Genomic DNA, 24,389 nt, shown 5'->3' with positions numbered 1-24,389 from the left:
CAAAATTACATATGTTTAGACCAAGAAGCACCACGTTCTTTTTGATAAACTTCATAAGGCAAGGTTAATATATTAAATTCTCTAGGTATATCCATACTAGGAAAAACCTTCCACTCTACTGGCATCTTTTGAGAAAAAAGTAAAGATAGTTTTGAGCCCAAAGAACAAGCCTCGTTAAAAGTTGTATGTCCTTTATGAATATACAAATGTAAATGATTATTAGTTCTTGTTCTATAAGCAGTAAAATTAATAAAACCTTCTTCTCTTAAAACAAGCTGCGCTCTATGCCAAAAACGCTCCGCGTTAAAACCGTTATAATCAAATACAATATTTTCAACCTTATCAAAACTATTGATCAAAGAATGCGCCACGATTATCTTTTTTTCCATATGCTCTTGTATAACACTAGCGGTTAATGGGGCATTAACTTTTTCAAATTTATCAAAGAAAATTCTACCCTTGTATTCGTATTTATTTACTATAGTATCACGCTTTATATAATAATGGCTTGTAACCATTTTAATTAAAGCTAAATCCATTGTTGTAATCAAAATAAAGCCCTTTCATAAATAATAAAATTACTTGCTAAATCCTTCAGTTTAACCTTAATTTCCTCTTGTAATTTTGTATTTTGTATATCATCTAAAATATCAGCTATGTAATTTGCAACAATAGAAATTTGCTCTTCTTTAAAACCTCTTGCTGTTAAAGCTGCTGTTCCAAGTCTTAAACCACTCGTTACAAAAGGACTTCTAGTTTCACCTGGAACAGTATTTTTATTAGCTGTAATACCTGCTCTTTCTAGCGCTAAATCTGCATCTTTACCACTAAATTCTTTATTTAAAAAGCTTAATAAAATCAAATGATTATCAGTACCACCGCTGACTAAATCATATTTTCTATCTATTAAAACTTGTGCTAAAGTAGCAGTATTTTTGATGATTTGCTTAGCATAAATTTTCCACTCATCACTTAAATTATATTTAAATCCAACAGCCTTAGCAGCAATTACATGCATTAATGGACCACCTTGAATGCCTGGAAAAATTGCAGAATTTATTTTTTTAGCAATTTCTTCATCATTACACATGATAATCCCGCCCCTTGGACCCCTTAAAGTTTTATGTGTAGTAGAACTTACAACATGAGCATAAGGAAATGGACTAGGATGCTCACCCGCTACAACCAAACCTGCAATATGTGCAATATCAGCAAACAAGTACGCGCCAACCTCATCTGCTATTTCTCTAAATTTGGCAAAATCAATCACTCTAGGATAGGCACTAGCACCACAAACAATAAGTTTTGGTTTAATCTCTTTTGCTATCTCTCTAACTTTATCATAATTAATTCTTCCATCAAGCTCAACTCCATAAAAAAAGCTTTCATAAACCTTTCCAGAAGAACTTACTTTAGAACCATGAGTTAGGTGTCCTCCATGGCTTAAATCCATACCCAAAATTCTATCACCTGGATTTAACAATGCCATATATACACCTTGATTTGCTTGTGAGCCTGAATTAGGTTGCACATTGGCAAAATTACAATTAAAAAGTTTTTTACATCTTTCTATAGCAATCGTTTCAATCTCATCAACAAATTCACATCCACCATAATATCTTTTACCAGGATAGCCTTCTGCATATTTATTTGTTAAAATACTTCCCATTACCTCCATAACTTCTGGTATGGTAAAATTTTCACTTGCTATCATTTCAAGACCATCACATTGTCTTGCTAACTCTTTTTGGGTTAAATCAAAAATTTCTTTATCAAATTTTTCCAACATTTACTCTCCTTTTATCTCATTTTTAAGTGGTCTCATGGCTGGGAAAAGCACTACATCACGAATTGATTTTTTATTAATTAAAAGCATAACCAATCTATCTATTCCTATACCTTGTCCTGCAGTTGGTGCCATAGCATAACCTAATGCATTAACAAAATCTTCATCCATTTCGCATGCTTCTTCATCACCTGCATTTTTTGCTTCAATTTGCTTTAAAAATCTCTCATATTGATCTAGAGGATCATTAAGCTCATTAAATCCATTAGCAATTTCTCTACCTGCGATAAACAACTCAAATCTTTCAGCAATATCTGCATCTTTATCACTTCTTCTAGATAAAGGACTTATAGAAATAGGAAAATCTATCACAAAAGTAGGATCAATCAATTTATCTTCAACATAATTATCAAAAAGTTCAGCTTGTAAATGACCTAATTCCAATTTTTCATTGGCTTCAAATCCATCTTTTTTTAGCTTTTCCAAAATTAATTCTTTATTATTAATAAGCTCATCATCCAAACCGCCATATTTTTTTAATGCGTCTTTATAAGTAATTCTTTCAAATGGCTTAGAAAAATCAATTATTTTTTCATCAAATTCAAGTTTTTTATCTAATTTTAATTTATCTAAAAGCATAGCAAAAAGCTCTTCTGTTAAATCCATTAAATCATGATAATTATGATAAGCCCAATAAAACTCGATTGTAGTAAATTCAGGATTATGCGTTAAATCCATCCCTTCATTTCTAAAACATCTATTAATCTCATAAACCGCCTCAAAACCACCTACAATCAAACGTTTTAGATACAACTCTGGAGCAATTCTTAAAAATCTTTCCACACCCAAAGCATTGTGATAAGTTACAAAAGGCTTTGCATTTGCTCCCCCTGCAATAGGATGCATCATTGGTGTTTCAACTTCCAAAAATCCTTTGTTATCAAAAAAAGATCTAATATAAGAAACTATTTTAGAACGCAAAATAAAATCTTTTCTCACCTCACTATTCATAATCATATCAAGATATCTTTTTCTATATCTTTGCTCAATATCTGTCAGCCCATGATATTTTTCCGGTAAAGGCACTATAGCTTTTGTAGCTATTTGAATTTGTTCTACATGAAGACTGAATTCTCCTGTTTTTGTCATAAAAGGAAAACCTTTAACCAAAACAATATCCCCTACTTCAAGATATTTTTTTAAAATGGCAAAGTATTCTTCCCCTAAAATGTTTTGATTAAAATAAATTTGTAAATTATCTTGCTCATCTTCTATATTAGCAAATACTGATTTACCAGCCATCCTAAGAAGCTTTAATCTTCCTGCTAATACTCCATGAGCATTTTCATCACGCTGATTTTCTATATCTTTAATATAGATGAATTTAGCCTTATATTCACTTATACCCATTTCTTTTTTTAAAAAGTGTGGATAAGGGTTGATTCCTAGTTCTTTTAACTCTTGCGCTTTTTGAATTTTTTGTTGCTCTAAAATATTATCAAACATTAAATATACCTTTATTTTTTACTACATTGTGGACATAGGCCATAAAGTTGCATTAAATGTCCTGTTAATTTAAAATTATATTCTTTTGCGATTAACATTTGTTGCTGTTCGATAATAGGATTTTCAAATTCTACAATCTCGCCACAACTTTTACAAATCAAATGATCATGGTGAGGTTTATTTGCAAGTTCAAATTTCTTCCCTGAAGCACCAAAAGATATAGAAGTAGCCATACCAGATTCTTCTAATAAATTTAAAGTTCTATAAACTGTTGCAATGCCTACATTTAATTCGGGATTTTTTTGCTTTATTTCTACGTATAGACTTTCTGGAGTATAATGCATATCGCTATTATATAAAGTTTTTAAAAGCACTTCTCTTTGTTTAGTATATTTTAGACCATTATCTTTAAGTGTTTTTTTAAAACGCTCAAGCAAAACATCATATTCTATATTTTCAATTTGCATTATTTACCTCCGAATTTAGACTTAAATTAGAATCTATAATTTGTTCTTGTATTTTATCTAAACCATTTTGAGTAAAATCAGTATTCATTATAAAATCACCTGTTTGTCTAAGTAGATCTAATGTATAGCTATTTTTAGCATATTTTTCTAAGCTTGCATTTAAAAATTCTATATTATTAATACAAGCCACTAAAATTGCAAAAATCAAAAATATTTTAGCACTACCAAATAAAAATCCACCTATACGATCTATAAAACCAAGACCACTCATACTAAAAATCTTTGATAATATATTTCCCAAAGCCATACAAGCTACCCAAATTACAATTAACAAAACCAAAAATCCCGCAAAAATCGCAAGATTTTCGTTTTCAATTGCATAAAAATTATTATTAATAATTTCTGCTACTTCTTTAGCATATCTTGAAGCAAGTAAAACCCCGCCAACTATGCCTAATAAACCAAAAATTTCCTTAAATAAGCCACTTACCAAACCTTTTAAACCTAAAATCGCAGTTAAACCTAAAACAAATACATCAAACCAAGAAAAATTTTCCATCTATATTAAACTCCAAATATTTTATTCAATTATCTTAGGGACTATAAAAAATCCATCCTGAGAATTTGGAGCATGCTTGCTAAGCATATCTATCACATCAGATTTTCTACTTTCATCTAGTCTAAATGGAGTTGCAGCATTTGTAGTGCTAGTCATAGCTTCAACATCATCAAGTTTTAGCTCATCTAATTTTTCTACAAAATTAACAATCTGACTTAATTGTTCTTCCAATTCTTGTCTTTTATCATCGGCAATTTTTAAAGCACTTAGCTTTTCAAGTTTGGTTAATAATTTATCATCAATTTGCATAATTTACCTTAATCTTAATTTTTAACTCAAGAAAACTCTTTTTAGGTTAAAAATTATAACATAAAATCATTTATTTTTTCATTTTTATATGTTACAATTATAGACTTAAAACAATAAATAATGTTTATTCTTGCTAAAAAAGGGAAAATATGGCTTTAAAAGAAAACCTAAAAGCGGTTCAAGCAGAATTAAGCTCTCAAGAGCAAATGATGGAAAATTTTATCAAATCTGAGCGCTTTATAAAAAAATACAAATACTATTTCATTGTAATCATTGTACTTTTAATCGCATATCTTAGCGGAAGTTATTTTTACAATCTAAAACAAGAAAGTAATATTCAAGAAAGTAATATAATTTTTAACAACTTATTGAAAAATCCTTCAGACCAAAAATTACTTGAAGAATTAAAACAAAAAAATGCAAATCTATACACCATATTCATGATGAATCAAAACAATCAAGATCTTAATCAAACTTTAAGCCTTAACATAGATCCTTTGTTAAAACAAATAGTGCTTGCTCAAAACAATCAAAAATCAAACTTTTTGAAAGATTATAATACCTTATTGGTAGGTTTTGATTTTCTAAAACAAAACGATTTTAAAAATGCAGATATAGAATTTAATAAAATACCTATAAATTCTCCCTTATGGCAGATTATTACAAGCTTAAAACATTATCAAGGAATAAAATGAAACACTTTTATTTATTTATCATTACTTTAATATTTTTTAGTGCTTGTGGCACAAAAAGGGAGTATTATCAACCAACGCAAGCAGAACAGCTTCCTTATAGCTCTCAAAGTATTAATGGTAAAATTATAAATTTCAATAACAATATAGCACAATTAAGCAATAATTCCTTTATAGATACTATGGGAAATATTATTAATTTTAAACTAGATAAAAATTATCATATTATAAATATGCAACAAGAAGAGGTTCTTATTGGCGATGATAATGGAAATTTTAAGATTTTAAATTTACAAGGTGATGAATTATTTTCTCATAAATTTAATGAAAGTGTAGTGAGTGCAAGTATAGATGGAGATGATATAGCTTTAATTTTAGCTAGCAATACCTTAGTATATGCAAATAAAAATCTTGGTATTAAAATGCTTCAAAATCTTGGCACAGCATATGCTCAAGATAGTCGTTATGCTAATCCTTATTTTTTAAATACCATTATTATATATCCTATGCTTAATGGAAAATTAGCCATACTTAATAAAAGCACACTAAAAGTGAGTAAAGAAATTTTAGTAAGTAGTGAGGAATTTTTTAACAATATCATCTATCTTCATGTTAAAAATGATACTATGGTTGCCGCAACTGCACAAAAAATCATCGTTGTTACTCCAAATAGAACCTTATATTTAAACGAAAATATTAAAGAAGTAAACACTAATGATAATGAAATTTTTGTACTAACAAAAGATGGAAGAGTTATTAAAAATGATTATAATCTTAGAAAAATCGATGAAGTAAAATTTCAGTTTGCTCTGTTTTCTAAAAGCACCTTGTACAATAACTCTTTGTATATTTTTGAAAAAACAGGTTATTTAATCAAATTAAACACCAATTTAAAAGATTATACAGTATATAAACTAAGTGAAGCCGTTGATAAAAAAAGTTTTATGGCTAATGGTAAATTTTTCTTTCAAAATAAATTTTTACAATTAAACTAAAATGAATCAAGAGCTTAGTGATATTCTTATAAAATATGGGATTGTTTTAAAAAATACTAAATCCTTAGATATCCATGCTTTTAGTAAAAAGAAAAAATTAATTTGTATTTATGGAGAGAATACAAACAAACAGTGTTGTTTGATTTTATTTTCTTTTGCAAAAAGTAAAATTTTAATAAAAGAAAGTTTAGATTTTGAAGATATTTTTCAAAATATAAGCCAAACTCTAAACTTAAATTTTCAAAATTATTTTATATTTCACCAAGCTTTAATTTGTTCTAAAGCAAAAGAATATCTAGCTACCAAAGGGATTAAAAATTATGCTTTTATGTGATATTGGTAATACAACCGCTAGTTTTCTGAATGAGCAAAAATTTTATTCTATGAGTATTGAGCAGTTTTTACAATACGAACCTACGCAAAAAGTATTTTATATCAATGTAAATCCAAATTTAGAGCAAAGATTAGAACAAAATCCTTTATTTATCAATCTTGCCTCATATTTTAATTTTGATACTATTTATGAGAATTTAGGGGTTGATAGAATAGCGGCATGTTACACTATAGAAGATGGTGTTGTAGTTGATGCGGGTTCTGCAATAACTGTAGATATTATTTCTAATTCTATTCATCTTGGGGGATTTATACTCCCAGGTATTGAAAGCTATAAAAAGTCTTTTTCCAATATTTCATCACGTTTAAGATACGAGCTAAATACACAGATTAATTTTGATGCTTTCCCTCAAAGAACCGTTGATGCTTTAAGTTATGGAGTTTTTAAAAGCATATATTTACTTATAAAAGATAGTGCATATGATAAAAAATTATATTTTACAGGCGGAGATGGGCAATTTCTTGCAAATTTTTTCGACTATGCAATTTATGATAAATTTTTAATTTTTAGAGGTATGAAAAAAGCTGTTTGTGAAAATTTTATACTTTAAAATTTATTTCTATACCCAAGCACTTGAAATTATAAAATTTATTTACTCAAAACAACTATATTTTGATATTATTAGCAAAATCAAACACACAAAAGGAATTGATAACAATGGATCAAAAACATTTTGATACCGTGGTAATTGGCGGTGGGATTTCTGGTGCTGCAGTATTTTACGAGCTGGCTAGATACACAAATATTCAAAATATTGCTTTGTTAGAAAAATACAATAGCGCTGCAACTTTAAATAGCCATAGCACAAGCAATTCACAAACTATCCACTGTGGTGATATAGAGACAAATTACACTTTAGAAAAAGCAAAAAAAGTTAAGACAACAGCAGATATGATTGTAAAATATGGTCTTTTGCAAAATGCACAAAATAAGTTTATGCACTCACACCAAAAACTCGCACTTGCAGTTGGAGACAAAGAATGCGAGTATATGAAAAATAGATATGAAGAATTTAAAGAATTATATCCTTATATTAAATTTTATACTAAAGATGAAATTAAGCAAATAGAACCTAATGTTGTATTAGGCGAAGATGGCATAAATGATAGAACCGATGAAGTAGTAGCTATGGGTGTAGAAGCAGGAACGGTTTATACTACAGTAGATTTTGGCTTGATGAGTCAAAATCTTATAGAGCAAGCTTGCAAACAAGGAAAAAATACTCATGTTGCCTATAATCAAGAAGTTGTGTTTATAGAAAAAAAAGATGATATTTTTTATATTAAAACAAAAGATTTTAAAGAATATAGCGCGAAATCTATTATAGTAAATGCAGGAGCGCATTCTTTATTTTTGGCACATAAAATGGGTATAGGATTAGATAAATCTTGCTTTCCGGTTGCAGGAAGTTTTTATATGTCTAAAAGAAAAATTTTAAATGGTAAAGTTTACATGGTGCAAAATCCAAAACTACCATTTGCTGCGCTACATGGTGATCCTGATTTATTAGCTAATATGAATACACGCTTTGGCCCTACTGCCTTAGTTATCCCTATGTTAGAAAGATACCATGGTTTTAAATCACTACCTGAATTTTTCAAAACACTTAACTTAGACATGAATGTAGTTAAAATTTGTTTTAATCTTTTTAAAGATTCTACTATTAGAAATTATATTCTTTATAATTATTTGTTTGAAATTCCTTATATTAACAAAAGACTTTTTGTAAAAGATGCCAAAAAAATAGTTCCTAGTTTAAAAACAGATGATATTTACTATGCTAAAAACTTTGGCGGAGTGCGCCCTCAAGTGCTTGATAAAAAGGTAGGAGAATTAATGCTTGGTGAAGCAAGTATCACTGAAATTCCAGGTATAATTTTCAACATGACCCCAAGTCCAGGTGCTACAAGCTGTCTTGGTAATGGTTATAGAGATGCAAAACTTATTTGTCAATACTTGGGTGCTAATTTTAATGAGGATTTATTTACTAGCGAACTACTATAAAAAGGATAAAAAATGCTAAAAAAAACAAAAATAGTTGCAACGATTGGACCAGCAAGTGAAAACGAAGCTACAATAAGACAAATGATTATTAATGGGGTGAATGTTTTTCGTTTAAATTTTTCACATGGAACCCATGAGTATCATAGTCAAAATCTAACTACTATTAGAAAAGTGGCAACTGAACTTAATGCAAGAATTGGAATTTTGCAAGATATTAGTGGACCAAAAATTAGAACCTTAAAAATTCCAGAAGCTTTTGAATTAAAAAATGGAGATAGACTAGACTTTTACAAGGATACTTTTGAAGGAGAAAAACTTTCTAATGAACATTATAAAGTCTGTATTAATCATCCTGAAATTCTTTCAATGCTAAAGGTAGGAGAATACATCTATCTTTGTGATGGCTCCATCAAAACTAAAGTAGTGCAAGTTGAAAAAGATTTTATCCAAACCCAAGTAGAAAATAGCGGGGTGCTTAGTTCAAACAAGGGAATTAATTTTCCTAATACAAAAATTAATATCGATGTTATCACCCAAAAAGATAAAGATGATCTTGCATGGGGTATTAAAAATGATGTTGACTTTTTAGCCATCTCTTTTGTACAAAATGCTCATGATATTGATGAAGTTAAGAAAATACTTGATGAAAATAATGCCAAAATTGCTATTTTTGCAAAAATAGAAAAATTTGATGCTGTTGAAAATATCGATGAAATCATAAATTGCAGTGATGGTATAATGGTAGCAAGAGGGGATTTGGGTATTGAAGTGCCTTATTATAGAGTGCCAAATATACAAAAACTCATCATTAAAAAAGCCAATGAAGCTAATAAACCTGTCATTACTGCTACTCAAATGCTTTTTTCACTTGCAAAATCCAAAACTGCCACAAGAGCTGAAATTTCAGATGTTGCTAATGCTGTGCTTGATGGCACTGATGCAGTTATGCTTAGCGAAGAAAGCGCGGTAGGGATTGATCCGGCAAATGCGGTTGATATTATGACTCAAACCATTATAGAAACAGAAAAAAACTATCCTTATGAAAAATTTGAAACCTTTAAATGTTTCAATGAAACCGATATTATTGCCAAATCAAGCACACAACTAGCAACCGATTTAAATGCAAATGCAATTTTTACCATCACAAGTAGTGGTGCTTCTGCGGTTAAAACAGCAAGATATCGTCCAAAAATGGATATCATAGCTATTACTCATTCTAAAAAAGCTTTAAATTTTTTAAGTATAGTTTGGGGAGTTCAACCTGCTATATTAATAGAAAAACATGAAAATTTAACAGAGCTTTTAAGCAATTCTGTAAAACTTGGAGTCGAAAAAGGCCTTATGAAAAAAGATGGAGTTTATACTCTTACTGCAGGTTTTCCAATAGGTGTTGCAGGAAGTACAAATTTAATTAGAATTTTACAAAAAGATCAAATTGAATATTATTTAAGTTTGGGAAAATAACCCAAACTTAATATTCTTCTTCTATCAAATCACATAAACAATGTATAATTAAAATATGCATTTCTTGAATTCTAGCTGTATCATCGCTTGGAATGACTATATTATGCTCACATAATTTATTCATCACTCCACCACCCTTTCCACTGAGTCCTATACACTTAGCACCAATTTCTTTGGCCTTTTCAAAAGCTTTAATCACATTTGGACTTTTTCCACTAGTAGAAATTCCAATCAATACATCATTATCACTAGCTAAAGCTTCAACTTGCCTTGAAAAAACAAATTCAAAACCATAATCATTTCCTATAGCACTTAAAGCAGAAGTATCAGTGCTTAGAGCAATAGCAGCTAAAGCCTTTCTTTCTTTTTTATATCTTCCGCTAAGTTCAGCTGCAAAATGCTGGCTATCTGCAGCACTTCCACCATTTCCACAAATTAAAATTTTCCCACCACTTTTCAAGCACACTTTTAACTCTTGAGCAACCATAGCAATTTGCTCTTTTAAACTCAAACTTTGTTCTAAAGTTTTTTGATGTTGAATAAATTCCTTTTCGATTTTATTTATCATTTGCAATCCTATTAATTATATTGGTAGTGCTAAATCCATCTTCAAAGTCGATCAATTCTACTTTTTTTACTAAATTTGAACCCACTACCTCTTTGTCTTTATAATCAGCTCCCTTAACTAGCACATCAGGTTTTAAAAACTCTATCAATTCATAAGGAGTATCTTCATTAAAAATCACTACATAATCTACAAAATACATGCTCGCAAGCATACATGCACGTTGAAACTCTAAATTTATAGGTCTTGAATTTCCTTTTAGTCTTTTTACGCTTTCATCTGAATTTAAACCTACAACTAAGATATCTCCTAATTTTTTAGCTTTTTCAAGATATTTTATATGACCATAATGCATAATATCAAAACACCCGTTGGTAAAAACTACTTTTTGATCTTGTAGCAATTTTACAAGCTCTTCTTTGCTTTTAATTTTATCTTCAAAAGAAGCTTTTTTGAGGTTTTTTATCTCTTCTAAACTTACACTCACACTTCCTACTTTTGCTACCACAACAGCTGCTGCATCATTTGCTAGCTCGCACGCTTTTACAATATCAACTTTTAAAGCCAAAGCATAAGCAAGCATAGCTATAACACTATCCCCAGCTCCTGTTACATCATAAACCTCCAAGGCTTTTGCAGGAATAATATGTAATTTTTCATCAAAAAGTGCTATTCCTTCTTCAGATAAAGTTATAATAGAATAAGCTAAATTTAAATCATCTTTTAATTTTTTCAAAGCTTTTTCTAAATTATTAATTTTTTCTACACCCAAAGCTTGAATAGCTTCTTTTTTATTTGGAGTTAGCAAGGTTGCATTTTGATATTTGCTAAAATCACTTCCTTTTGGATCAATCAAAATAGGTAAATTTAAAGTATTTGCATGCTCTATCAAAGCTTTTGTTACTTTTGAAGTTAAAATCCCTTTGGCATAATCACTCAAAACAATCGCATCATAATCTTTTGCGATTTTTTTATACTCTTGAATAATTTCATCTTCTAATTTAGTATCAAAATCATTCTCATCATCAAGCCTTAAAACTTGCTGAGAATATGATAAAACTCTACTCTTAAGAGGGGTTTTTCTATCTTTTTCTACTAATAATTTTGCATTTAAATTTTCTTTTAAAAATCTTCCACTCTCATCATCACCCACAAGTCCTAGAGCAAAAACCTCAGCACCAAGACTTTTTAAATTTGCATATACATTACCAGCTCCACCTAGTCTTTTATCTTCTTTTTGTGATTTCATCACCATTACAGGAGCTTCTGGAGAAATTCTAGTACAATCACACCATATATAATGATCCACCATAAAATCCCCAACAACTAAAATTTTTGGCTTTTTAGAACTTAAAAAATCAAACATTTACTTCCTTTTCATAAAGCCTTTTAATCTCATCTAAATAATCTTTTATTCCCTCTTCAAGACCAAATTTAGCTTTATATGAAAAACTCTCATCTAATTTTGCTTGAGTATGAAATTGATAAGCGTTTTTATAAGGATTAGGAATATACTCACAAGGATAATTAGTGTTTAATTCTTTTTGTAAAATATCAACTATATCTTGAAAAGTTCTTGCCTTACCTGTAGCTACATTATAAATTCCGCTTTTTGCTTCTAAAGCTTGCAAATTTGCACTCACAACATCTTTAATATATACAAAATCACGATAAATTTGATCACTTCCTTCAAATAAACGCGGACTTTTGCCCGCTAAAATTTGATGTCCAAATTGCAAAATCATAGAAGCAGTGCTATTTTTAAAAAATTCTCCCTTGCCATACACATTAAAATATCTAAGCCCGACTATATGCATTTTATCAAAGTATTTTTTTGCTAATTTATCCATCATTAATTTCGAAAATGCATAAGGGTTTTTAGGGGCTTCACTTAAATTTACAGTTTGCGGACTTGGAGCATCTCCATAAACTGAGGCTGAACTTGCATAGATTAGTTTTGCATTAAGCTCCAAAGCAAGTTCTATAAAATCTTTAAAAGTGTTTAAATTAGTCTTTAAAACTTTGTTTTGATCATAAACAGTTGTATCTGAAATTGCAGCCTTATGAAAGATCGCATCGGGTTTAAAATCTTTTATAACTTTTAAAGTTTTTTCATCGTTAATATCACCCACATAAAGCTCACCTTCAAAATCTAAAATATTTTTAAAATGGCCAAAGCTTTCTAAATTTCCATTTTCAAAAGTAGCGCTTGAACGCATTTTATCTACAATCAAAACTTCATGTTTATCTTGAAGTTCTAAAGCAAGTGCAGAGCCTATAAAACCTGCTCCACCCGTTATCACTATTTTCATTTTCTATCCTTTAAATAATGCAAAAGTTCTTTTAAATTTTTAAAGACCTTATAGTTTTTATCATCATTATAATTTTCATTAATCAAAAATAGATTTTTTACACCAGCATTAATTCCAGCTTGCATATCGCTTAAATTATCCCCTATAAAAAAAGATTGTGAAAAATCTATATCAAATTCTTGTTGTGCTTTTAAAAGCATGCCGGGTTTTGGCTTACGACATTCACAATTTTCTAAATGCGAGCAGTGATAAATTTTTTCTATTCTAATGTTTCTTTTTAAAAACTCATCCAACATATATGAACTTAAAATTTCAAAATCTTTTTCACTATAATAAGCTCTTGCAATGCCTGATTGATTAGTAGCTACAAAAATTAAAAAATTTTGCTTTTGAAAAAATTCGCAAAGTTCAAAAATACCATCACAAAATTCAAAATCACTGATCTTATGAACGTATTTTTTATCTATATTAATAATCCCATCTCTATCTAAAAATAACGCCCTTGTTTTCATAAAAAAATTATAATGTATTTTTATTAAGATTTTTATAATTTATCAAGTAAAAAAGTTTTTTAAGCGACTTTAAATAAAAAAAGCTTATAATTCAAAACATTTTATTTTCAATTTATACAGGAGTGATACAATGAAAAAGCTACTTGTTTTATCAGCTTTAGCATGTCTTGGTGTTTCAGCTTTTGCTGCAGATGGTGCTACACTTTACAAAAAATGTGCAGTATGTCATGGTGCTAAAGCAGATAAAGTTTATCTTAACAAAGTTCCTGCTTTAAATTCTTTAACTGCAGCTGAAAGATTGCAATACATGAAAGACTATGCAGCAGGTAAAAGAAACGCTTATGGCCAAGGTGCTATCATGAAAATCAACCTTAAAGGTTTAACAGAAGCAGATTTCAAAGCAATTGAAGAATATATCGAAAGCTTAAAAAAATAATTTAACAGCCTTTATGGCTGTTTTTTGTTCTTTTCTAAAGCCTCTTTTTTTCTTTTTTCTAAAATCACCGCATCATTTAAAGCTTCTTCACTATCATTTAAAGTAGTAAATTTATAATCATCATCAAATTGTTTATTCTTTATACCCCAAAGCAAAGCGCAAATCGCCAAAAACAAAGCAACCAAAGAAACGCCTATCATCATCATTAAAACACCGTTCATTTTTTAATCCTTAAAGCATTTAAAATCACTATTATACTACTAAAAGACATTGATAAAGCCGCGATTAAGGGATTAATCAAACCAAAAAAAGCTAAAGGCATGCTCAAGGCATTATAAAATAAAGAAAAAGCCAAATTTTGTTTAATAATTTGATAAGTTTTTTTAGCTATTTGTATGGCTTTTTGTAAGCTTTTTAGGTCATTTTTTAACAATATAATATCACTATTTTCCATAGCAAGTTCAGAACCTTCTTTTAAAGAAACCCCAACACCTGCATAAGAAAGTGCTAAAGCATCATTTACTCCATCTCCTACCATTAAAACCTTACCTGTTTGATTTAAATTAGCTATTATTTGCATTTTATCTTCTGGCATACACGAGGCTTTGAAATTATTTATTTTTAATTTTTCAGCCACCTTACTCACAGCAGATAAATTATCACCACTTAACATATAAATTTGCATTTTACATTCTTTCATAAATCTAATCAACTCTTCAGAGCTTTCTCTCATACTATCTTCTAACTCAAAAACTGCTAATATAATTTTATTTTTAGCAAATATAAAATGCGTGGTTTGAAATTCTTGTACTTGCATATGATTTTCTTTGAAAAATTTCTCATTTCCTCCCAAAAATTCATCTTTGCCCAAAAAGGCTTTATAACCTCTTGCTTGAAAATTTTGAACTTTTTCAAATTCTATTCTGCCATCGATTTTTTCATCTAAAAATTTCAAAATGCTTTTAGCCACTGGGTGGTTAGTTAGGTGTAAGAAATTTAATAACTCATTTTTATCCAAACTCTCATCCAAAAAGCTTTTTTTAACTTCTAAGCTAACCTTTGTTAAAACCCCTGTTTTATCAAACACAACCACATTACACTTACTCAAATCCTCCACAACGCCTGCTTCTTTAAATAAAATTTTTTCTTTCAAACCAGCACTAATTGCTACTAAAGAACTCACCGGAGTAGCCAAAGCTAAAGCACATGGACAAGCTATAATTAACACAGAAACCATGCGTATCATGGCTTCTTCAAAACCCAAATTTAACACAAAAAAAGTAAAAGTAAAACAAAGTAAAGCACAAGTTAAGATAATAGGTGAAAAATACTTACTTACTTGCTGTACCATTTTTTCTATTTTGGCTTTTTTTGAACTGGAGTTTTCAAGTAAATTAATAATCCTAGCCAATTTAGAATCCTTATAAAGTGCATTTGCCCTATATAAAGCATTCCCGCTTAAAACCAAAGAAGCAGAATAAATCATATCATCTTTTTGCACATCAAGTGGTAAACTCTCTCCACTTAAACTAGACATATCCAAGCTAATATTACCACTAACACACACTCCATCTATTAAAATTCTATCGCCTTCTTTTAATTCTATAATATCTCCTATTTGCACTTCTTCTACATCGATATTTTCTATTTTGTCATTTTTTAAAACCCTTACTTCACTGCTTAAAAACGATCGTAAATGATCAAGCGTATCAAGGGCTTTTTTCTTACTTAAAAGCTCTAAGTACTTTCCTATAAAAACAAAACAAACAATCATTGCCACAGAATCAAAATACACTTGCGAAGCTCTTGAAAACATTGCCCATATTGAATATATATAAGCTAAACTTGCCCCACTAATTACCAAAGTATCCATATTAACACTTTTAAATTTCAAAGTATAATAGGCATTTTTATAAAAGATTGAGCCTGTATAAAAAAGCACAGGAGTACAAAGTAAAAATTCAGCAAAATGTAAAATATCCTTAGTATCAGCTTCCATGCCACTAAAAAACCCAGCATACTTGGCTACAGATATCCACATGATATTCATCACACAAGCTATGGCAACTATTAATTTTGCATAAAAATCTCTTTTGGTTTGAGTTGCTCTTTGCTCATTTTTTGTAGGTAAATACACACTAGCTTTATAACCAATACTTTCTATGCTTTGGATAATTTTTGCTAAATTTATACTTTTTTCATCAAAAACAATTCTAGCTTTATGAGTAATAGAATTAATATCAACTTCTATCACTCCTTCACTTTTAATGAGAATTTTTTCATTAAGCCAAACACAGGCAGCACAATGAATTTCTTCTATAAGTAAAAAAATCTCACTAAAACCTTCTTTGGTTTGTTGTATGTATTTTTCATAATCTTTAACATTATGTTCTATTATGGCAGGAGTTAGGGTTTGATTGCCAAGTTTTTCATAAAATTCTTCCAAGTTATTTTCTTGTAAAATCTCATAAACACTTTCACAGCCTTTACAACAAAAATAATTTCCATTTTTTTCTATCATTTGATCTTGTCTGAAACTTAATTGGCAGTGTTTACATTTCATCTTATACTTTCTTCAATAATTTTTTACAATATTTTATCATTTTTTTAAAATCGCTATTTTAAAAATTATTTACAAAGCTATATTATAATTTTAAAAATTTGACAAAGAAGCATTTTTTTGAATAAAATCTCTTATTCATTATTAAATACTACATTTTCTACATTTTAGAGGATATATGGAAAATACAAAAGAAAAAAAACAACATCAAAGAACACACATTCCAGTGGAAGGTTATAAGATAGAAGATTTAAAGTTGCTTGATCTAGAAAGCTTAGTTAAAATTGCTAATGAAGCAGAAATAGAAAACCCAAGAGAATTTAGAAGACAAGATCTTATTTTTGAAATTCTAAAAGCACAAACCAAAAAAGGTGGTTTTATACTCTTTACAGGAATTTTAGAAATTTCACCTGAAGGCTATGGCTTTTTGCGTGGAATGGATTCAAATTTAAGCGATAGTGTAAATGATGCTTATGTGTCAAACTCACAAATTCGCAAATTTGCTCTGCGTGTTGGAGATATAGTTACTGGTCAAGTTAGAGAACCAAAAGATCAAGAAAAATACTATGCTTTGTTAAAAATCGAAGCAATTAATTATCTTCCATTAAAAGAAGCTAGAGAAAGACCTTTATTTGACAATCTTACTCCAATTTTTCCAACTGAAAAAATCAAATTAGAATACGATCCTTTAAAACTTACAGGTAGAATGCTTGACTTATTTGCCCCTATAGGAAAAGGCCAAAGAAGCTTAATCGTAGCACCTCCAAGAACTGGTAAAACTGAGCTAATGAAAGAATTAGCTACTGCTATTGCCAAAAATCACCCAGAGGCTCATTTGATTGTGCTTTTGGTAGATGAGCGCCCTGAAGAAGTTACAGATATGCAAAGATGTGTCAAAGGCGAAGTTTTTAGCTCAACTTTTGACTTACCTGCTTATAATCATGTTAGGGTAGCTGAACTTGTTATAGAAAAAGCAAAAAGGATGGTAGAAACAGGTAAAGATGTCATTATTTTGCTTGATTCTATTACAAGATTAGCAAGAGCTTATAATACCGCTACGCCAAGTAGTGGTAAGGTTTTAAGCGGTGGGGTTGATGCAAATGCCTTGCATAAACCAAAACGCTTTTTTGGTGCAGCTAGAAATATAGAACATGGTGGCTCATTAACCATTATAGCAACTGCTTTGATAGAAACAGGCTCAAGAATGGATGAAGTAATTTTTGAAGAATTTAAAGGAACGGGAAATAGCGAAATCGTTCTTGATAGAAATATTTCAGATAGAAGAATTTACCCTGCAATTAACATCATAAAATCAGGTACTAGAAAAGAAGAATTGCTCCAAGGTGTTGAAAAACTTCAAAAAATTTGGGCAATTAGATCAGCTATTTCACAAATGGATGATATAGAAGCATTAAAATTTTTATACTCTAAAATGCTAAAAACTAAAAGCAACGAAGAGTTATTATCTATCATGAATGAGTAGCAATGCTTCAAGCTCTTGCTGTTAAATACAGACCAAAAAATTTCAATGAGCTTGTAGGGCAAAATACTGTTTCTACAAGCTTAAAATATGCTCTTGAAAATAACCGTTTAGCGCACGCTTACTTATTCTCAGGGTTACGCGGAAGCGGAAAGACTTCAAGTGCAAGAATTTTTTCAAGAGCTCTAGTATGCGAAAATGGACCAAGTGCTAATCCTTGTGGAGAATGCTCTCAATGTTTATCTTCGCTTAATGGCTCTAATATAGACATTATAGAAATGGATGCTGCAAGCCATAGAAGCTTAGAAGATATACAAGAGCTTATCGAGCAAGTCAAATACGCTCCATCTTTAGCTAGGTTTAAAATTTTTATTATCGATGAAGTACATATGCTCACCCCACAAGCTGCAAATGCTTTGCTTAAAACCTTAGAAGAGCCACCAAGTTATGTAAAATTTATACTAGCAACAACCGATCCTTTAAAACTTCCTGCCACAGTTCTTTCAAGAACACAGCATTTTAGATTTAAGCAAATTTCTACCCATGATATCTTAAATCATCTTGAGTGGATTTTGAAAAAAGAAAATATCAACTATGAAAAAGAAGCTTTAAAACTCATAGCAAGAAGCGGAAATGGTTCTTTAAGAGATACTCTAACCTTACTAGATCAAGCCATAGTATATTGTCAAAATGATATACAAACACAAAAAATCACTGCTATGCTAGGCTTTTTAGATCCAGCTAAAATTGAAGAATTTTATCAAGCCATTTTAGCTAATGATAAGGATAAAGTTCTTGAGTTTTTAAAAGAATTTGAAGATTATGAAGCAAGCAATGTCATTGATGAGATGATATTTTTTCTAAAAGAAGCGTTTTTTGCCAAAAATAATCTTTTTTCTATGTTAATTTATGAAAGATTTTTTAGAATTCTTTCGCGTGCTAAGACTATGTTAAATTCTAGCGATGATGATAGTTTTGTACTTTGCGTTATGGCTTTCATGCTTATTGAAGCAACTTATTTAAAAAGCATTGATGAGGCTATTAAAAGCTCAAAACAAGATAGCATGCCAAGTCCAAAACAACAAGAAATTCCTTCTATTCAACAAACTCCTAAAGAAGAAAAACTTAATCCTTATGAAAATCTCTTAAAAGCAATATATAAAAGAGATTATGACTTAGCTGAAGTTTTTAAAAAAACCACTCAATTTATTTCTTTTGAAGATGACATTTTAAGCATTAGCTCACACGCTAAAGATAATGATAGAATGGTTTTAAACAATGGTTTTAAATTAATCAAAACATTATTTCATGAGCTTTTTGGAGAAAAAGCACAAATCAAAATTCAAAAAACAGAAACCATAGACACTCAAAAACTACAAGATATATTCAAAACTCCCATAAAACAAGAAGTAAAAAGCACTCCAAATTTAAATGAACATTTTGAAAATTTTAAAAAAGATGCTAAAAAATACAATCCTAAAGACGAAACCAAAGAAGCTCTTAATAAGCTCTTTGGTTCCCCAACTATACACAATTAAAAACTACCATTGATTGAAATATAAATTCTTCTTCCCTCTTCTATGCGGTTATAAGTATTTACCCAAATTTCATCTGTACCACTTTTATAAGATTCCCAATCATTTGTAAAACTTTTATTAAAAAGATTATAAATTGCTGCATTAATGTTCCAATTTTTATTGATATCATAACGCACACCCATAGAAGCTAAAAAGACATCTTGATAGTATTCTCTATTAATATTTGTATCACCCATATATCGATCTATTTGCCATTCGCCTTTTACCCATGGAGTGAATTTATTAAAGATATTATAACTTGCTTTTAGCATGATATTGTGTTTTAGACTATCAATTTCTGGCTTTCCTATCACAGTTTTATCTTGTGCATCTTTTACTTCACTATCAAGATAAGTGTAAGCTAAATCTAAATTTAAATGTTCTATAGGGGTAATCCCTGCTCCAAGCTCTATGCCTTTGTATTCAACTTTGCCATGATTAATCGCTTGATAACAAGACTCAGCTTCGCATTCTCCAACACCCGAAATCATACTGCCATTGCTAAATTTTTGACTAGAAATTTTATCTTTGAAATTGGTTAGAAAGCCAGTTGCTGAAATATAAAATAAGTCATTATTATAAACAGCAGCTAATTCATAATTAAGCGATGTTTCTTCTTTTAAATTTGGATTTCCATACATAGGGTACTTACCCTGTCCACTATAATTATAAGCACCTGCTATCAATCTATTAGCATATGGAGTTCTAAAGCCCGTTGAAACACCACCCTTTAAAGTAAGTTCGCTAGTAGGATTATAAACTAAATAAGCTCTTGGTGAAATATTATTTCCAAAAATTTCATGATGATTATATCTTGCGCCAAAAGTAAATCTCAAATCATCTCTTATACTATATTCATCTTCTGCAAAAAAAGCTAATAAATATTGATCAAAATTTGTAGGATTAGCGATTTTATCTTGCATTTTTTCAAGTCTATATTCACCACCCACGCTTAAAATATGACTTTGGCCTAAAGGAATAACTGATCTTGTATCTACGATAATATCTTCAGCAACTATATCTCTATTTTGTCCTAAAAATGGTTGTGTTTTTTGACCAACTACCTCACGACCATCATTACTTACACGGTTATACTGCAAGGTAGAAGTAATCGAAAAGTCTTCATATACCCCCTCATGACTTAAATAAGTTACCAACTTATCTACTTGCATAGTATCTGTATAACCACCTGTTAAAGCCCCATTATCACCAGATGGCTTAGTCAGCGTTCCTAGTTGGCCTTTTTTGTTATCATAATGATTTCTTGAAAAATCAATATCAAATATCAAAGTATTATAATCATCTACTAAATAGTTTAACCTAGTTCCTAAATTAAAATTGTTAGCTTTTGTAGGACTTTGCGCTTGATCACCTTGCACTCTTTGTCCACTTCCATTGCTAAATTCAACATTAGATTGTTCCCTATAAAACTCTCTAAAACGTAAGGTTAATCCTAGGCGATCATTCATCAACGGGCCGCTTGAATATATACTTGTACCATAAGTATTGCCCCATTCTTTATGTGCATTAAAAATACCATCTAAACTAACTGATGTTTCCCATTTATCACTTACTTTTTTTGTGATGATATTTACAACACCACCTAAAGCTTCAGAACCATATAAAGTACTCATTGGTCCTTTGATTACTTCTATTCTTTCTATGCTAGAAATTGGAGGCAGAAATGAATTTGAAATTTCATTAAAACCATTAGGCCCTACTTCTCCACCTATCCCTTGTCGCCGTCCGTCAATTAAAATTAAAGTGTATCCTGTAATACCTCTCATGGTAATATTATAAGATCCAGTTTTTCCTTTACTAGCAAATAAATCCACACCAGGAATATCAGCAATAGCTTCGGCAACATCTCTATAAGGCTTACTTTCTAAATCTTTTTTGCTAATCACATTTATAGTAGCAGGGGCTTCTTTAATATCTTGAGAAAAACCAGAAGCGCTTACTATGGAGCTATCTAATAAAACTTCTTGCGATAAAGCATTGCAGATCAAAAAACTAGCAACACAAAACGATAAACAATGTTTTTTCATTATTTCCTTTCTTATAAATATATTTTCAAAACTGGAATATTATGATAATAATTATTAATTTAAAATAAATTTATTGTATCAATTATGATAATTGTTATTAATAAAAAATTTAATTTTTAGTAATATAATCACAAAAAAATAAAACGAGGATAAGATGGAATTTTTAAAAACTTACATTGACTTAATTATATTTATTGTTTTAGGAATAATGGCATTTATTGCTATATGGTGCACTATAGAACGTATATTGTTTTTTAGAAAAATTAAGCTAAATGATTATCAATGTCAAGAAAAATTTGATGATGCAATTAGTGAAAATCTCACCATGCTTTATATCATTTACACTAATGCTCCTTATGTAGGACTTTTGGGAACTGTAGTGGGGATTATGATTACATTTTATGACATGGGCGCAAGTGGGAATATTGATGTTAAATCTATTGTTATTGGTTTATCGCTAGCTTTAAAAGCTACAGCATTAGGAATTTTAGTTGCTATCCCTTCTTTAATGGCTTACAATGGATTACTTAGAAAAATATCAACCTTGAGTAATGCATATCGTATTTTTAAGGATAAAAATGCTTAAATTACCAAAAAATGAAGGTTTAAACATCATTCCTTTTATAGACATAATGCTTGTTTTACTAGCTATTGTTTTAAGCATATCCACCTTTATCGCGCATGGTGAAATTAAAATCAATCTACCTCAAAGTGAAAATTCAAATTCCATAAACGAAAATAAAGACAAAATGAGTATTTTAATCAATAAAGAAAATGAATTTTATATCGATGGAAAAACAGCTTCCTTAGAAGAAATAAAAGCAAAATTTAACACTATAGATTCTAAAACATTAGTAGAGTTAAAAAGTGATAAAGAAGCAAAATTTGAAAGTTTTGTAAAAATTATTGATATTTTAAAAAATAAAAATCATGAAAATTTTCAAATTTTAACAGAGCAAAAAAGATGAAAGCATTTATAAATAATCATAAAAATCAGTCATTTTTTATCACTTTATTTCTCTTTTTGCCTTTATTTTTTGTTTTTATTTATACTAAGAATTTTTTACATATACAACATAGCTCTTCAAAAGAAGAAAAATTTAATATAGCTATAAAACAATTTTTACAAGATTCCCCTAAAACAAAAACGGAACAACCTAAACAAGAAAAAATAAAAAAGCCAAAACAAACAAAAGAAAAAGCTATTATGCAACCTAAAAAAACAAATACTTTAACCAATACCAAGACAATAAATCAATTAAATGAAAAAATAAAACCTCAAAAAACTATAACACAAGAAAAAAACACTCCAATAACTTCTCAAGAAAGCATATCTTTAGCTAATAACAATGAACTTTTAAAAGAAGTCAAACAAGCTATAGATGAAGCTTTAATCTATCCTAGACAAGCCAAAAAAATGCGAATGAGTGGCGAAATTTTAGTAGAATTCACATGGACTAAAGATAAAAATCTATTAAACTTAAAAATATTAAAACCATCAAAATATAAATTATTGAACGATAGTGCCTTAGAAACTATACGTATAGCGTCTAAGAATTTTCCACAATATGAAAAAACTTTTCATATAAGAATACCATTAATATATAAAATAAACTAAGCAAAATTGCTTAGTTTGTCTTGATTAAATTATGTCCTCTATAGATCCCATAAATTTTATAGTCTCCATTTTTAAGCATCAAAACTACAGGGTATTCTTCTTCATAGCCTTGCTCCATTCCAGGACTTCCCTGAGGCATACCAGGAGCAGAAATACCTATAACATCTTCAGGTTTATTTTTCAAAAGCCAAGCAACTGCATCTTCAGGCACATGCCCTTCTATAACATAACCATCAATTACGCCAGTATGGCAACTTTGATACATAGGCTGAATATTCATTTTTTCTTTTATTTTTAAAAAATCATCGCTTTTGTGTATTTGCACTTTATAACCTTTATCTTTCATATAATTAGCCCAAAGATCACAGCATCCACAAGTAGGACTTTCATAAATATTTAATAATTTCTCATTAGCCAATAAAGTTGCAAAACCCAGTGATAAAGTTAAAAATAATTTTTTCATATATCCTCCAAAAAAACAAAAAGATAAAATACATTATAAAAATTAATATTTTTTATAAAACCAATAATTTTTATTTTAAAATCTATAAAAAAACAAAAATACACTCTTACTTCACTCACAAATACTTTTTTTACCTACAACTAAAACCCAAGCTATATACCAAATAAAACATTCAATGAATAATTTCAAACAAAATTTATAAACTCTATTAAAAACTTAAACCCAAATTTGTTATAAATATTTTAACCCCCCCCCAACCCACCAAATAACAATTCAATAACCAACAACACAAATCTAAGCCATAAAAACAACTAAACAACTAAACAACTAAACAACTAAACAACTAAACAAATCTAATTTTTCAGATCAATAAAAAAGCAAAAACATAAGCAATAAAAACTAAAAAAACCAAATTTATCAAACTCGCTATAAACATTTTAAAGATAAAACAACTAAATCCCCAAACAATATAAATCCAAAAGCCAAATCACTAAAAACACAAACAACTAAAAACAAAAATAAAAAACCATAGCAAAAAAATAAAACAATAAAGAATAAAAATAAATTAAAAAATAAAAAGGAATACAATTAAATAAAAACCACAAAAATAAAATAATAAACCTAAAAACCGTAGAATAGATT

The 24,389-nt window shown here is 29.3% G+C and carries 26 protein-coding genes; 12 read left to right on the top strand and 14 right to left on the bottom strand.

Features of this window, described 5'->3' with window-relative positions; genetic code table 11:
• Positions 1–5: 5 nt before the first annotated feature.
• Genes L8V77_RS06350 through gatC form a run of 6 tightly spaced genes read right to left on the bottom strand, consistent with a single transcriptional unit; the run spans position 6 to position 4,627 of the window.
• The gene (locus L8V77_RS06350; RefSeq protein WP_012661221.1) at positions 6–551 is read right to left on the bottom strand and encodes a DUF1882 domain-containing protein; all 546 of its coding nucleotides are present in this window, start codon (positions 549–551) and stop codon (positions 6–8) included.
• A complete protein-coding gene (locus L8V77_RS06345; protein WP_263679599.1) occupies positions 548–1,789 on the bottom strand; it encodes a serine hydroxymethyltransferase in 1,242 nt (413 codons plus the stop codon). The genes L8V77_RS06350 and L8V77_RS06345 overlap by 4 nt, the downstream gene beginning before the upstream one ends.
• Positions 1,790–3,292: a lysine--tRNA ligase gene (lysS, locus tag L8V77_RS06340; protein WP_263707209.1), complete on the bottom strand. Its 1,503-nt coding sequence runs from the start codon at positions 3,290–3,292 to the stop codon at positions 1,790–1,792.
• A gap of 11 nt (positions 3,293–3,303) precedes the next feature.
• Entirely contained in the window at positions 3,304–3,759 is a 456-nt protein-coding gene (locus tag L8V77_RS06335) for a Fur family transcriptional regulator (protein WP_039617809.1), read from the bottom strand.
• Entirely contained in the window at positions 3,749–4,318 is a 570-nt protein-coding gene (locus L8V77_RS06330) for a CvpA family protein (RefSeq protein WP_263664171.1), read from the bottom strand. Before L8V77_RS06330 ends, L8V77_RS06335 begins: the two co-directional genes overlap by 11 nt.
• Before the next feature lie 21 nt (positions 4,319–4,339).
• Positions 4,340–4,627 carry an Asp-tRNA(Asn)/Glu-tRNA(Gln) amidotransferase subunit GatC gene (gatC, locus tag L8V77_RS06325; RefSeq protein ID WP_263664170.1) on the bottom strand — a complete coding sequence of 96 codons (288 nt, stop codon included), beginning with the start codon at positions 4,625–4,627 and terminating at the stop codon, positions 4,340–4,342.
• A gap of 149 nt (positions 4,628–4,776) precedes the next feature.
• Between gatC and L8V77_RS06320 the strand changes: the two genes are divergently transcribed.
• From L8V77_RS06320 to pyk, 6 genes are all read left to right on the top strand, one after another.
• On the top strand, positions 4,777–5,322 hold the full coding sequence (locus L8V77_RS06320) for a hypothetical protein (RefSeq protein WP_263707208.1): 546 nt from the start codon (positions 4,777–4,779) through the stop codon (positions 5,320–5,322).
• Entirely contained in the window at positions 5,319–6,314 is a 996-nt protein-coding gene (locus L8V77_RS06315; RefSeq protein WP_263707207.1) for a hypothetical protein, read from the top strand. Before L8V77_RS06320 ends, L8V77_RS06315 begins: the two co-directional genes overlap by 4 nt.
• Before the next feature lies 1 nt (position 6,315).
• A complete protein-coding gene (locus L8V77_RS06310; RefSeq protein ID WP_263707206.1) occupies positions 6,316–6,648 on the top strand; it encodes a hypothetical protein in 333 nt (110 codons plus the stop codon).
• Positions 6,635–7,258, top strand: coding sequence for a type III pantothenate kinase (locus L8V77_RS06305; protein WP_263683203.1), 624 nt, complete (start codon positions 6,635–6,637; stop codon positions 7,256–7,258). The genes L8V77_RS06310 and L8V77_RS06305 overlap by 14 nt, the downstream gene beginning before the upstream one ends.
• 107 nt (positions 7,259–7,365) lie before the next feature.
• Positions 7,366–8,712: an FAD-dependent oxidoreductase gene (locus L8V77_RS06300; protein ID WP_263707204.1), complete on the top strand. Its 1,347-nt coding sequence runs from the start codon at positions 7,366–7,368 to the stop codon at positions 8,710–8,712.
• A gap of 12 nt (positions 8,713–8,724) precedes the next feature.
• On the top strand, positions 8,725–10,176 hold the full coding sequence (gene pyk, locus L8V77_RS06295; RefSeq protein ID WP_263664164.1) for a pyruvate kinase: 1,452 nt from the start codon (positions 8,725–8,727) through the stop codon (positions 10,174–10,176).
• A 7-nt stretch (positions 10,177–10,183) separates the two neighbouring features.
• On the opposite strand, the gene gmhA is transcribed toward pyk, so the two are convergent.
• The 4 genes from gmhA to L8V77_RS06275 are packed head-to-tail and all read right to left on the bottom strand — an operon-like array spanning position 10,184 to position 13,565.
• A complete protein-coding gene (gene gmhA / locus L8V77_RS06290; protein ID WP_263679606.1) occupies positions 10,184–10,744 on the bottom strand; it encodes a D-sedoheptulose 7-phosphate isomerase in 561 nt (186 codons plus the stop codon).
• Positions 10,734–12,107 carry a D-glycero-beta-D-manno-heptose-7-phosphate kinase gene (rfaE1, locus tag L8V77_RS06285; protein ID WP_263707202.1) on the bottom strand — a complete coding sequence of 458 codons (1,374 nt, stop codon included), beginning with the start codon at positions 12,105–12,107 and terminating at the stop codon, positions 10,734–10,736. The genes gmhA and rfaE1 overlap by 11 nt, the downstream gene beginning before the upstream one ends.
• Positions 12,100–13,053 carry an ADP-glyceromanno-heptose 6-epimerase gene (rfaD, locus tag L8V77_RS06280; RefSeq protein ID WP_263707200.1) on the bottom strand — a complete coding sequence of 318 codons (954 nt, stop codon included), beginning with the start codon at positions 13,051–13,053 and terminating at the stop codon, positions 12,100–12,102. Before rfaD ends, rfaE1 begins: the two co-directional genes overlap by 8 nt.
• Complete coding sequence (locus L8V77_RS06275) at positions 13,050–13,565, bottom strand: D-glycero-alpha-D-manno-heptose-1,7-bisphosphate 7-phosphatase (RefSeq protein ID WP_263707199.1); 516 nt, start codon at positions 13,563–13,565, stop codon at positions 13,050–13,052. Before L8V77_RS06275 ends, rfaD begins: the two co-directional genes overlap by 4 nt.
• Before the next feature lie 130 nt (positions 13,566–13,695).
• On the opposite strand from L8V77_RS06275, the gene L8V77_RS06270 reads away from it, so the two are divergent.
• Positions 13,696–14,001, top strand: coding sequence for a cytochrome c553 (locus tag L8V77_RS06270; protein WP_039668143.1), 306 nt, complete (start codon positions 13,696–13,698; stop codon positions 13,999–14,001).
• A gap of 11 nt (positions 14,002–14,012) precedes the next feature.
• Here L8V77_RS06270 and ccoS read toward each other — a convergent pair whose 3' ends face one another.
• A complete protein-coding gene (gene ccoS / locus L8V77_RS06265; RefSeq protein WP_039668142.1) occupies positions 14,013–14,222 on the bottom strand; it encodes a cbb3-type cytochrome oxidase assembly protein CcoS in 210 nt (69 codons plus the stop codon).
• Positions 14,219–16,564 carry a heavy metal translocating P-type ATPase gene (locus tag L8V77_RS06260; RefSeq protein ID WP_263707198.1) on the bottom strand — a complete coding sequence of 782 codons (2,346 nt, stop codon included), beginning with the start codon at positions 16,562–16,564 and terminating at the stop codon, positions 14,219–14,221. The genes ccoS and L8V77_RS06260 overlap by 4 nt, the downstream gene beginning before the upstream one ends.
• 175 nt (positions 16,565–16,739) lie before the next feature.
• On the opposite strand from L8V77_RS06260, the gene rho reads away from it, so the two are divergent.
• Positions 16,740–18,044 (top strand): transcription termination factor Rho, encoded by a 1,305-nt coding sequence (rho, locus tag L8V77_RS06255; protein WP_039617780.1) that lies wholly within the window; start codon positions 16,740–16,742, stop codon positions 18,042–18,044.
• A gap of 2 nt (positions 18,045–18,046) precedes the next feature.
• Positions 18,047–19,579 carry a DNA polymerase III subunit gamma/tau gene (locus tag L8V77_RS06250; protein ID WP_263707197.1) on the top strand — a complete coding sequence of 511 codons (1,533 nt, stop codon included), beginning with the start codon at positions 18,047–18,049 and terminating at the stop codon, positions 19,577–19,579.
• Here L8V77_RS06250 and L8V77_RS06245 read toward each other — a convergent pair.
• Positions 19,576–21,666, bottom strand: coding sequence for a TonB-dependent receptor domain-containing protein (locus tag L8V77_RS06245; protein ID WP_263707196.1), 2,091 nt, complete (start codon positions 21,664–21,666; stop codon positions 19,576–19,578). The genes L8V77_RS06250 and L8V77_RS06245 overlap by 4 nt on opposite strands.
• Before the next feature lie 154 nt (positions 21,667–21,820).
• Here L8V77_RS06245 and exbB point away from each other — a divergent pair, with 154 nt between their 5' ends.
• Genes exbB through L8V77_RS06230 form a run of 3 tightly spaced genes read left to right on the top strand, consistent with a single transcriptional unit; the run spans position 21,821 to position 23,284 of the window.
• A complete protein-coding gene (exbB, locus tag L8V77_RS06240; protein ID WP_149062773.1) occupies positions 21,821–22,252 on the top strand; it encodes a TonB-system energizer ExbB in 432 nt (143 codons plus the stop codon).
• A complete protein-coding gene (gene exbD, locus L8V77_RS06235) occupies positions 22,245–22,634 on the top strand; it encodes a TonB system transport protein ExbD (RefSeq protein WP_263707195.1) in 390 nt (129 codons plus the stop codon). The genes exbB and exbD overlap by 8 nt, the downstream gene beginning before the upstream one ends.
• Complete coding sequence (locus tag L8V77_RS06230) at positions 22,631–23,284, top strand: energy transducer TonB (protein WP_263707194.1); 654 nt, start codon at positions 22,631–22,633, stop codon at positions 23,282–23,284. Before exbD ends, L8V77_RS06230 begins: the two co-directional genes overlap by 4 nt.
• 10 nt (positions 23,285–23,294) lie before the next feature.
• Here L8V77_RS06230 and L8V77_RS06225 read toward each other — a convergent pair whose 3' ends face one another.
• Positions 23,295–23,747, bottom strand: coding sequence for a DUF411 domain-containing protein (locus L8V77_RS06225; RefSeq protein WP_263679618.1), 453 nt, complete (start codon positions 23,745–23,747; stop codon positions 23,295–23,297).
• Positions 23,748–24,389 lie beyond the last annotated feature (642 nt).

Source organism: Campylobacter sp. IFREMER_LSEM_CL2127, assembly GCF_025771745.1.
Classification (GTDB): Bacteria; Campylobacterota; Campylobacteria; order Campylobacterales; family Campylobacteraceae; genus Campylobacter_D.
This window is presented reverse-complemented; position numbering and strand designations above follow the sequence as displayed.

Excerpts from the sequence above, each read along its gene's own strand:
- L8V77_RS06345 (WP_263679599.1), bottom strand. The coding sequence starts at position 1,789 with ATGTTGGAAAAATTTGATAAAGAAATTTTTGATTTAACCCAAAAAGAG.
- lysS (WP_263707209.1), bottom strand. The coding sequence starts at position 3,292 with ATGTTTGATAATATTTTAGAGCAACAAAAAATTCAAAAAGCGCAAGAG.
- L8V77_RS06335 (WP_039617809.1), bottom strand. The coding sequence starts at position 3,759 with ATGCAAATTGAAAATATAGAATATGATGTTTTGCTTGAGCGTTTTAAA.
- L8V77_RS06330 (WP_263664171.1), bottom strand. The coding sequence starts at position 4,318 with ATGGAAAATTTTTCTTGGTTTGATGTATTTGTTTTAGGTTTAACTGCG.
- gatC (WP_263664170.1), bottom strand. The coding sequence starts at position 4,627 with ATGCAAATTGATGATAAATTATTAACCAAACTTGAAAAGCTAAGTGCT.
- L8V77_RS06320 (WP_263707208.1), top strand. The coding sequence starts at position 4,777 with ATGGCTTTAAAAGAAAACCTAAAAGCGGTTCAAGCAGAATTAAGCTCT.
- L8V77_RS06315 (WP_263707207.1), top strand. The coding sequence starts at position 5,319 with ATGAAACACTTTTATTTATTTATCATTACTTTAATATTTTTTAGTGCT.
- L8V77_RS06310 (WP_263707206.1), top strand. The coding sequence starts at position 6,316 with ATGAATCAAGAGCTTAGTGATATTCTTATAAAATATGGGATTGTTTTA.
- L8V77_RS06305 (WP_263683203.1), top strand. The coding sequence starts at position 6,635 with ATGCTTTTATGTGATATTGGTAATACAACCGCTAGTTTTCTGAATGAG.
- L8V77_RS06300 (WP_263707204.1), top strand. The coding sequence starts at position 7,366 with ATGGATCAAAAACATTTTGATACCGTGGTAATTGGCGGTGGGATTTCT.
- pyk (WP_263664164.1), top strand. The coding sequence starts at position 8,725 with ATGCTAAAAAAAACAAAAATAGTTGCAACGATTGGACCAGCAAGTGAA.
- gmhA (WP_263679606.1), bottom strand. The coding sequence starts at position 10,744 with ATGATAAATAAAATCGAAAAGGAATTTATTCAACATCAAAAAACTTTA.
- rfaE1 (WP_263707202.1), bottom strand. The coding sequence starts at position 12,107 with ATGTTTGATTTTTTAAGTTCTAAAAAGCCAAAAATTTTAGTTGTTGGG.
- rfaD (WP_263707200.1), bottom strand. The coding sequence starts at position 13,053 with ATGAAAATAGTGATAACGGGTGGAGCAGGTTTTATAGGCTCTGCACTT.
- L8V77_RS06275 (WP_263707199.1), bottom strand. The coding sequence starts at position 13,565 with ATGAAAACAAGGGCGTTATTTTTAGATAGAGATGGGATTATTAATATA.
- L8V77_RS06270 (WP_039668143.1), top strand. The coding sequence starts at position 13,696 with ATGAAAAAGCTACTTGTTTTATCAGCTTTAGCATGTCTTGGTGTTTCA.
- ccoS (WP_039668142.1), bottom strand. The coding sequence starts at position 14,222 with ATGAACGGTGTTTTAATGATGATGATAGGCGTTTCTTTGGTTGCTTTG.
- L8V77_RS06260 (WP_263707198.1), bottom strand. The coding sequence starts at position 16,564 with ATGAAATGTAAACACTGCCAATTAAGTTTCAGACAAGATCAAATGATA.
- rho (WP_039617780.1), top strand. The coding sequence starts at position 16,740 with ATGGAAAATACAAAAGAAAAAAAACAACATCAAAGAACACACATTCCA.
- L8V77_RS06250 (WP_263707197.1), top strand. The coding sequence starts at position 18,047 with ATGCTTCAAGCTCTTGCTGTTAAATACAGACCAAAAAATTTCAATGAG.
- L8V77_RS06245 (WP_263707196.1), bottom strand. The coding sequence starts at position 21,666 with ATGAAAAAACATTGTTTATCGTTTTGTGTTGCTAGTTTTTTGATCTGC.
- exbB (WP_149062773.1), top strand. The coding sequence starts at position 21,821 with ATGGAATTTTTAAAAACTTACATTGACTTAATTATATTTATTGTTTTA.
- exbD (WP_263707195.1), top strand. The coding sequence starts at position 22,245 with ATGCTTAAATTACCAAAAAATGAAGGTTTAAACATCATTCCTTTTATA.
- L8V77_RS06230 (WP_263707194.1), top strand. The coding sequence starts at position 22,631 with ATGAAAGCATTTATAAATAATCATAAAAATCAGTCATTTTTTATCACT.
- L8V77_RS06225 (WP_263679618.1), bottom strand. The coding sequence starts at position 23,747 with ATGAAAAAATTATTTTTAACTTTATCACTGGGTTTTGCAACTTTATTG.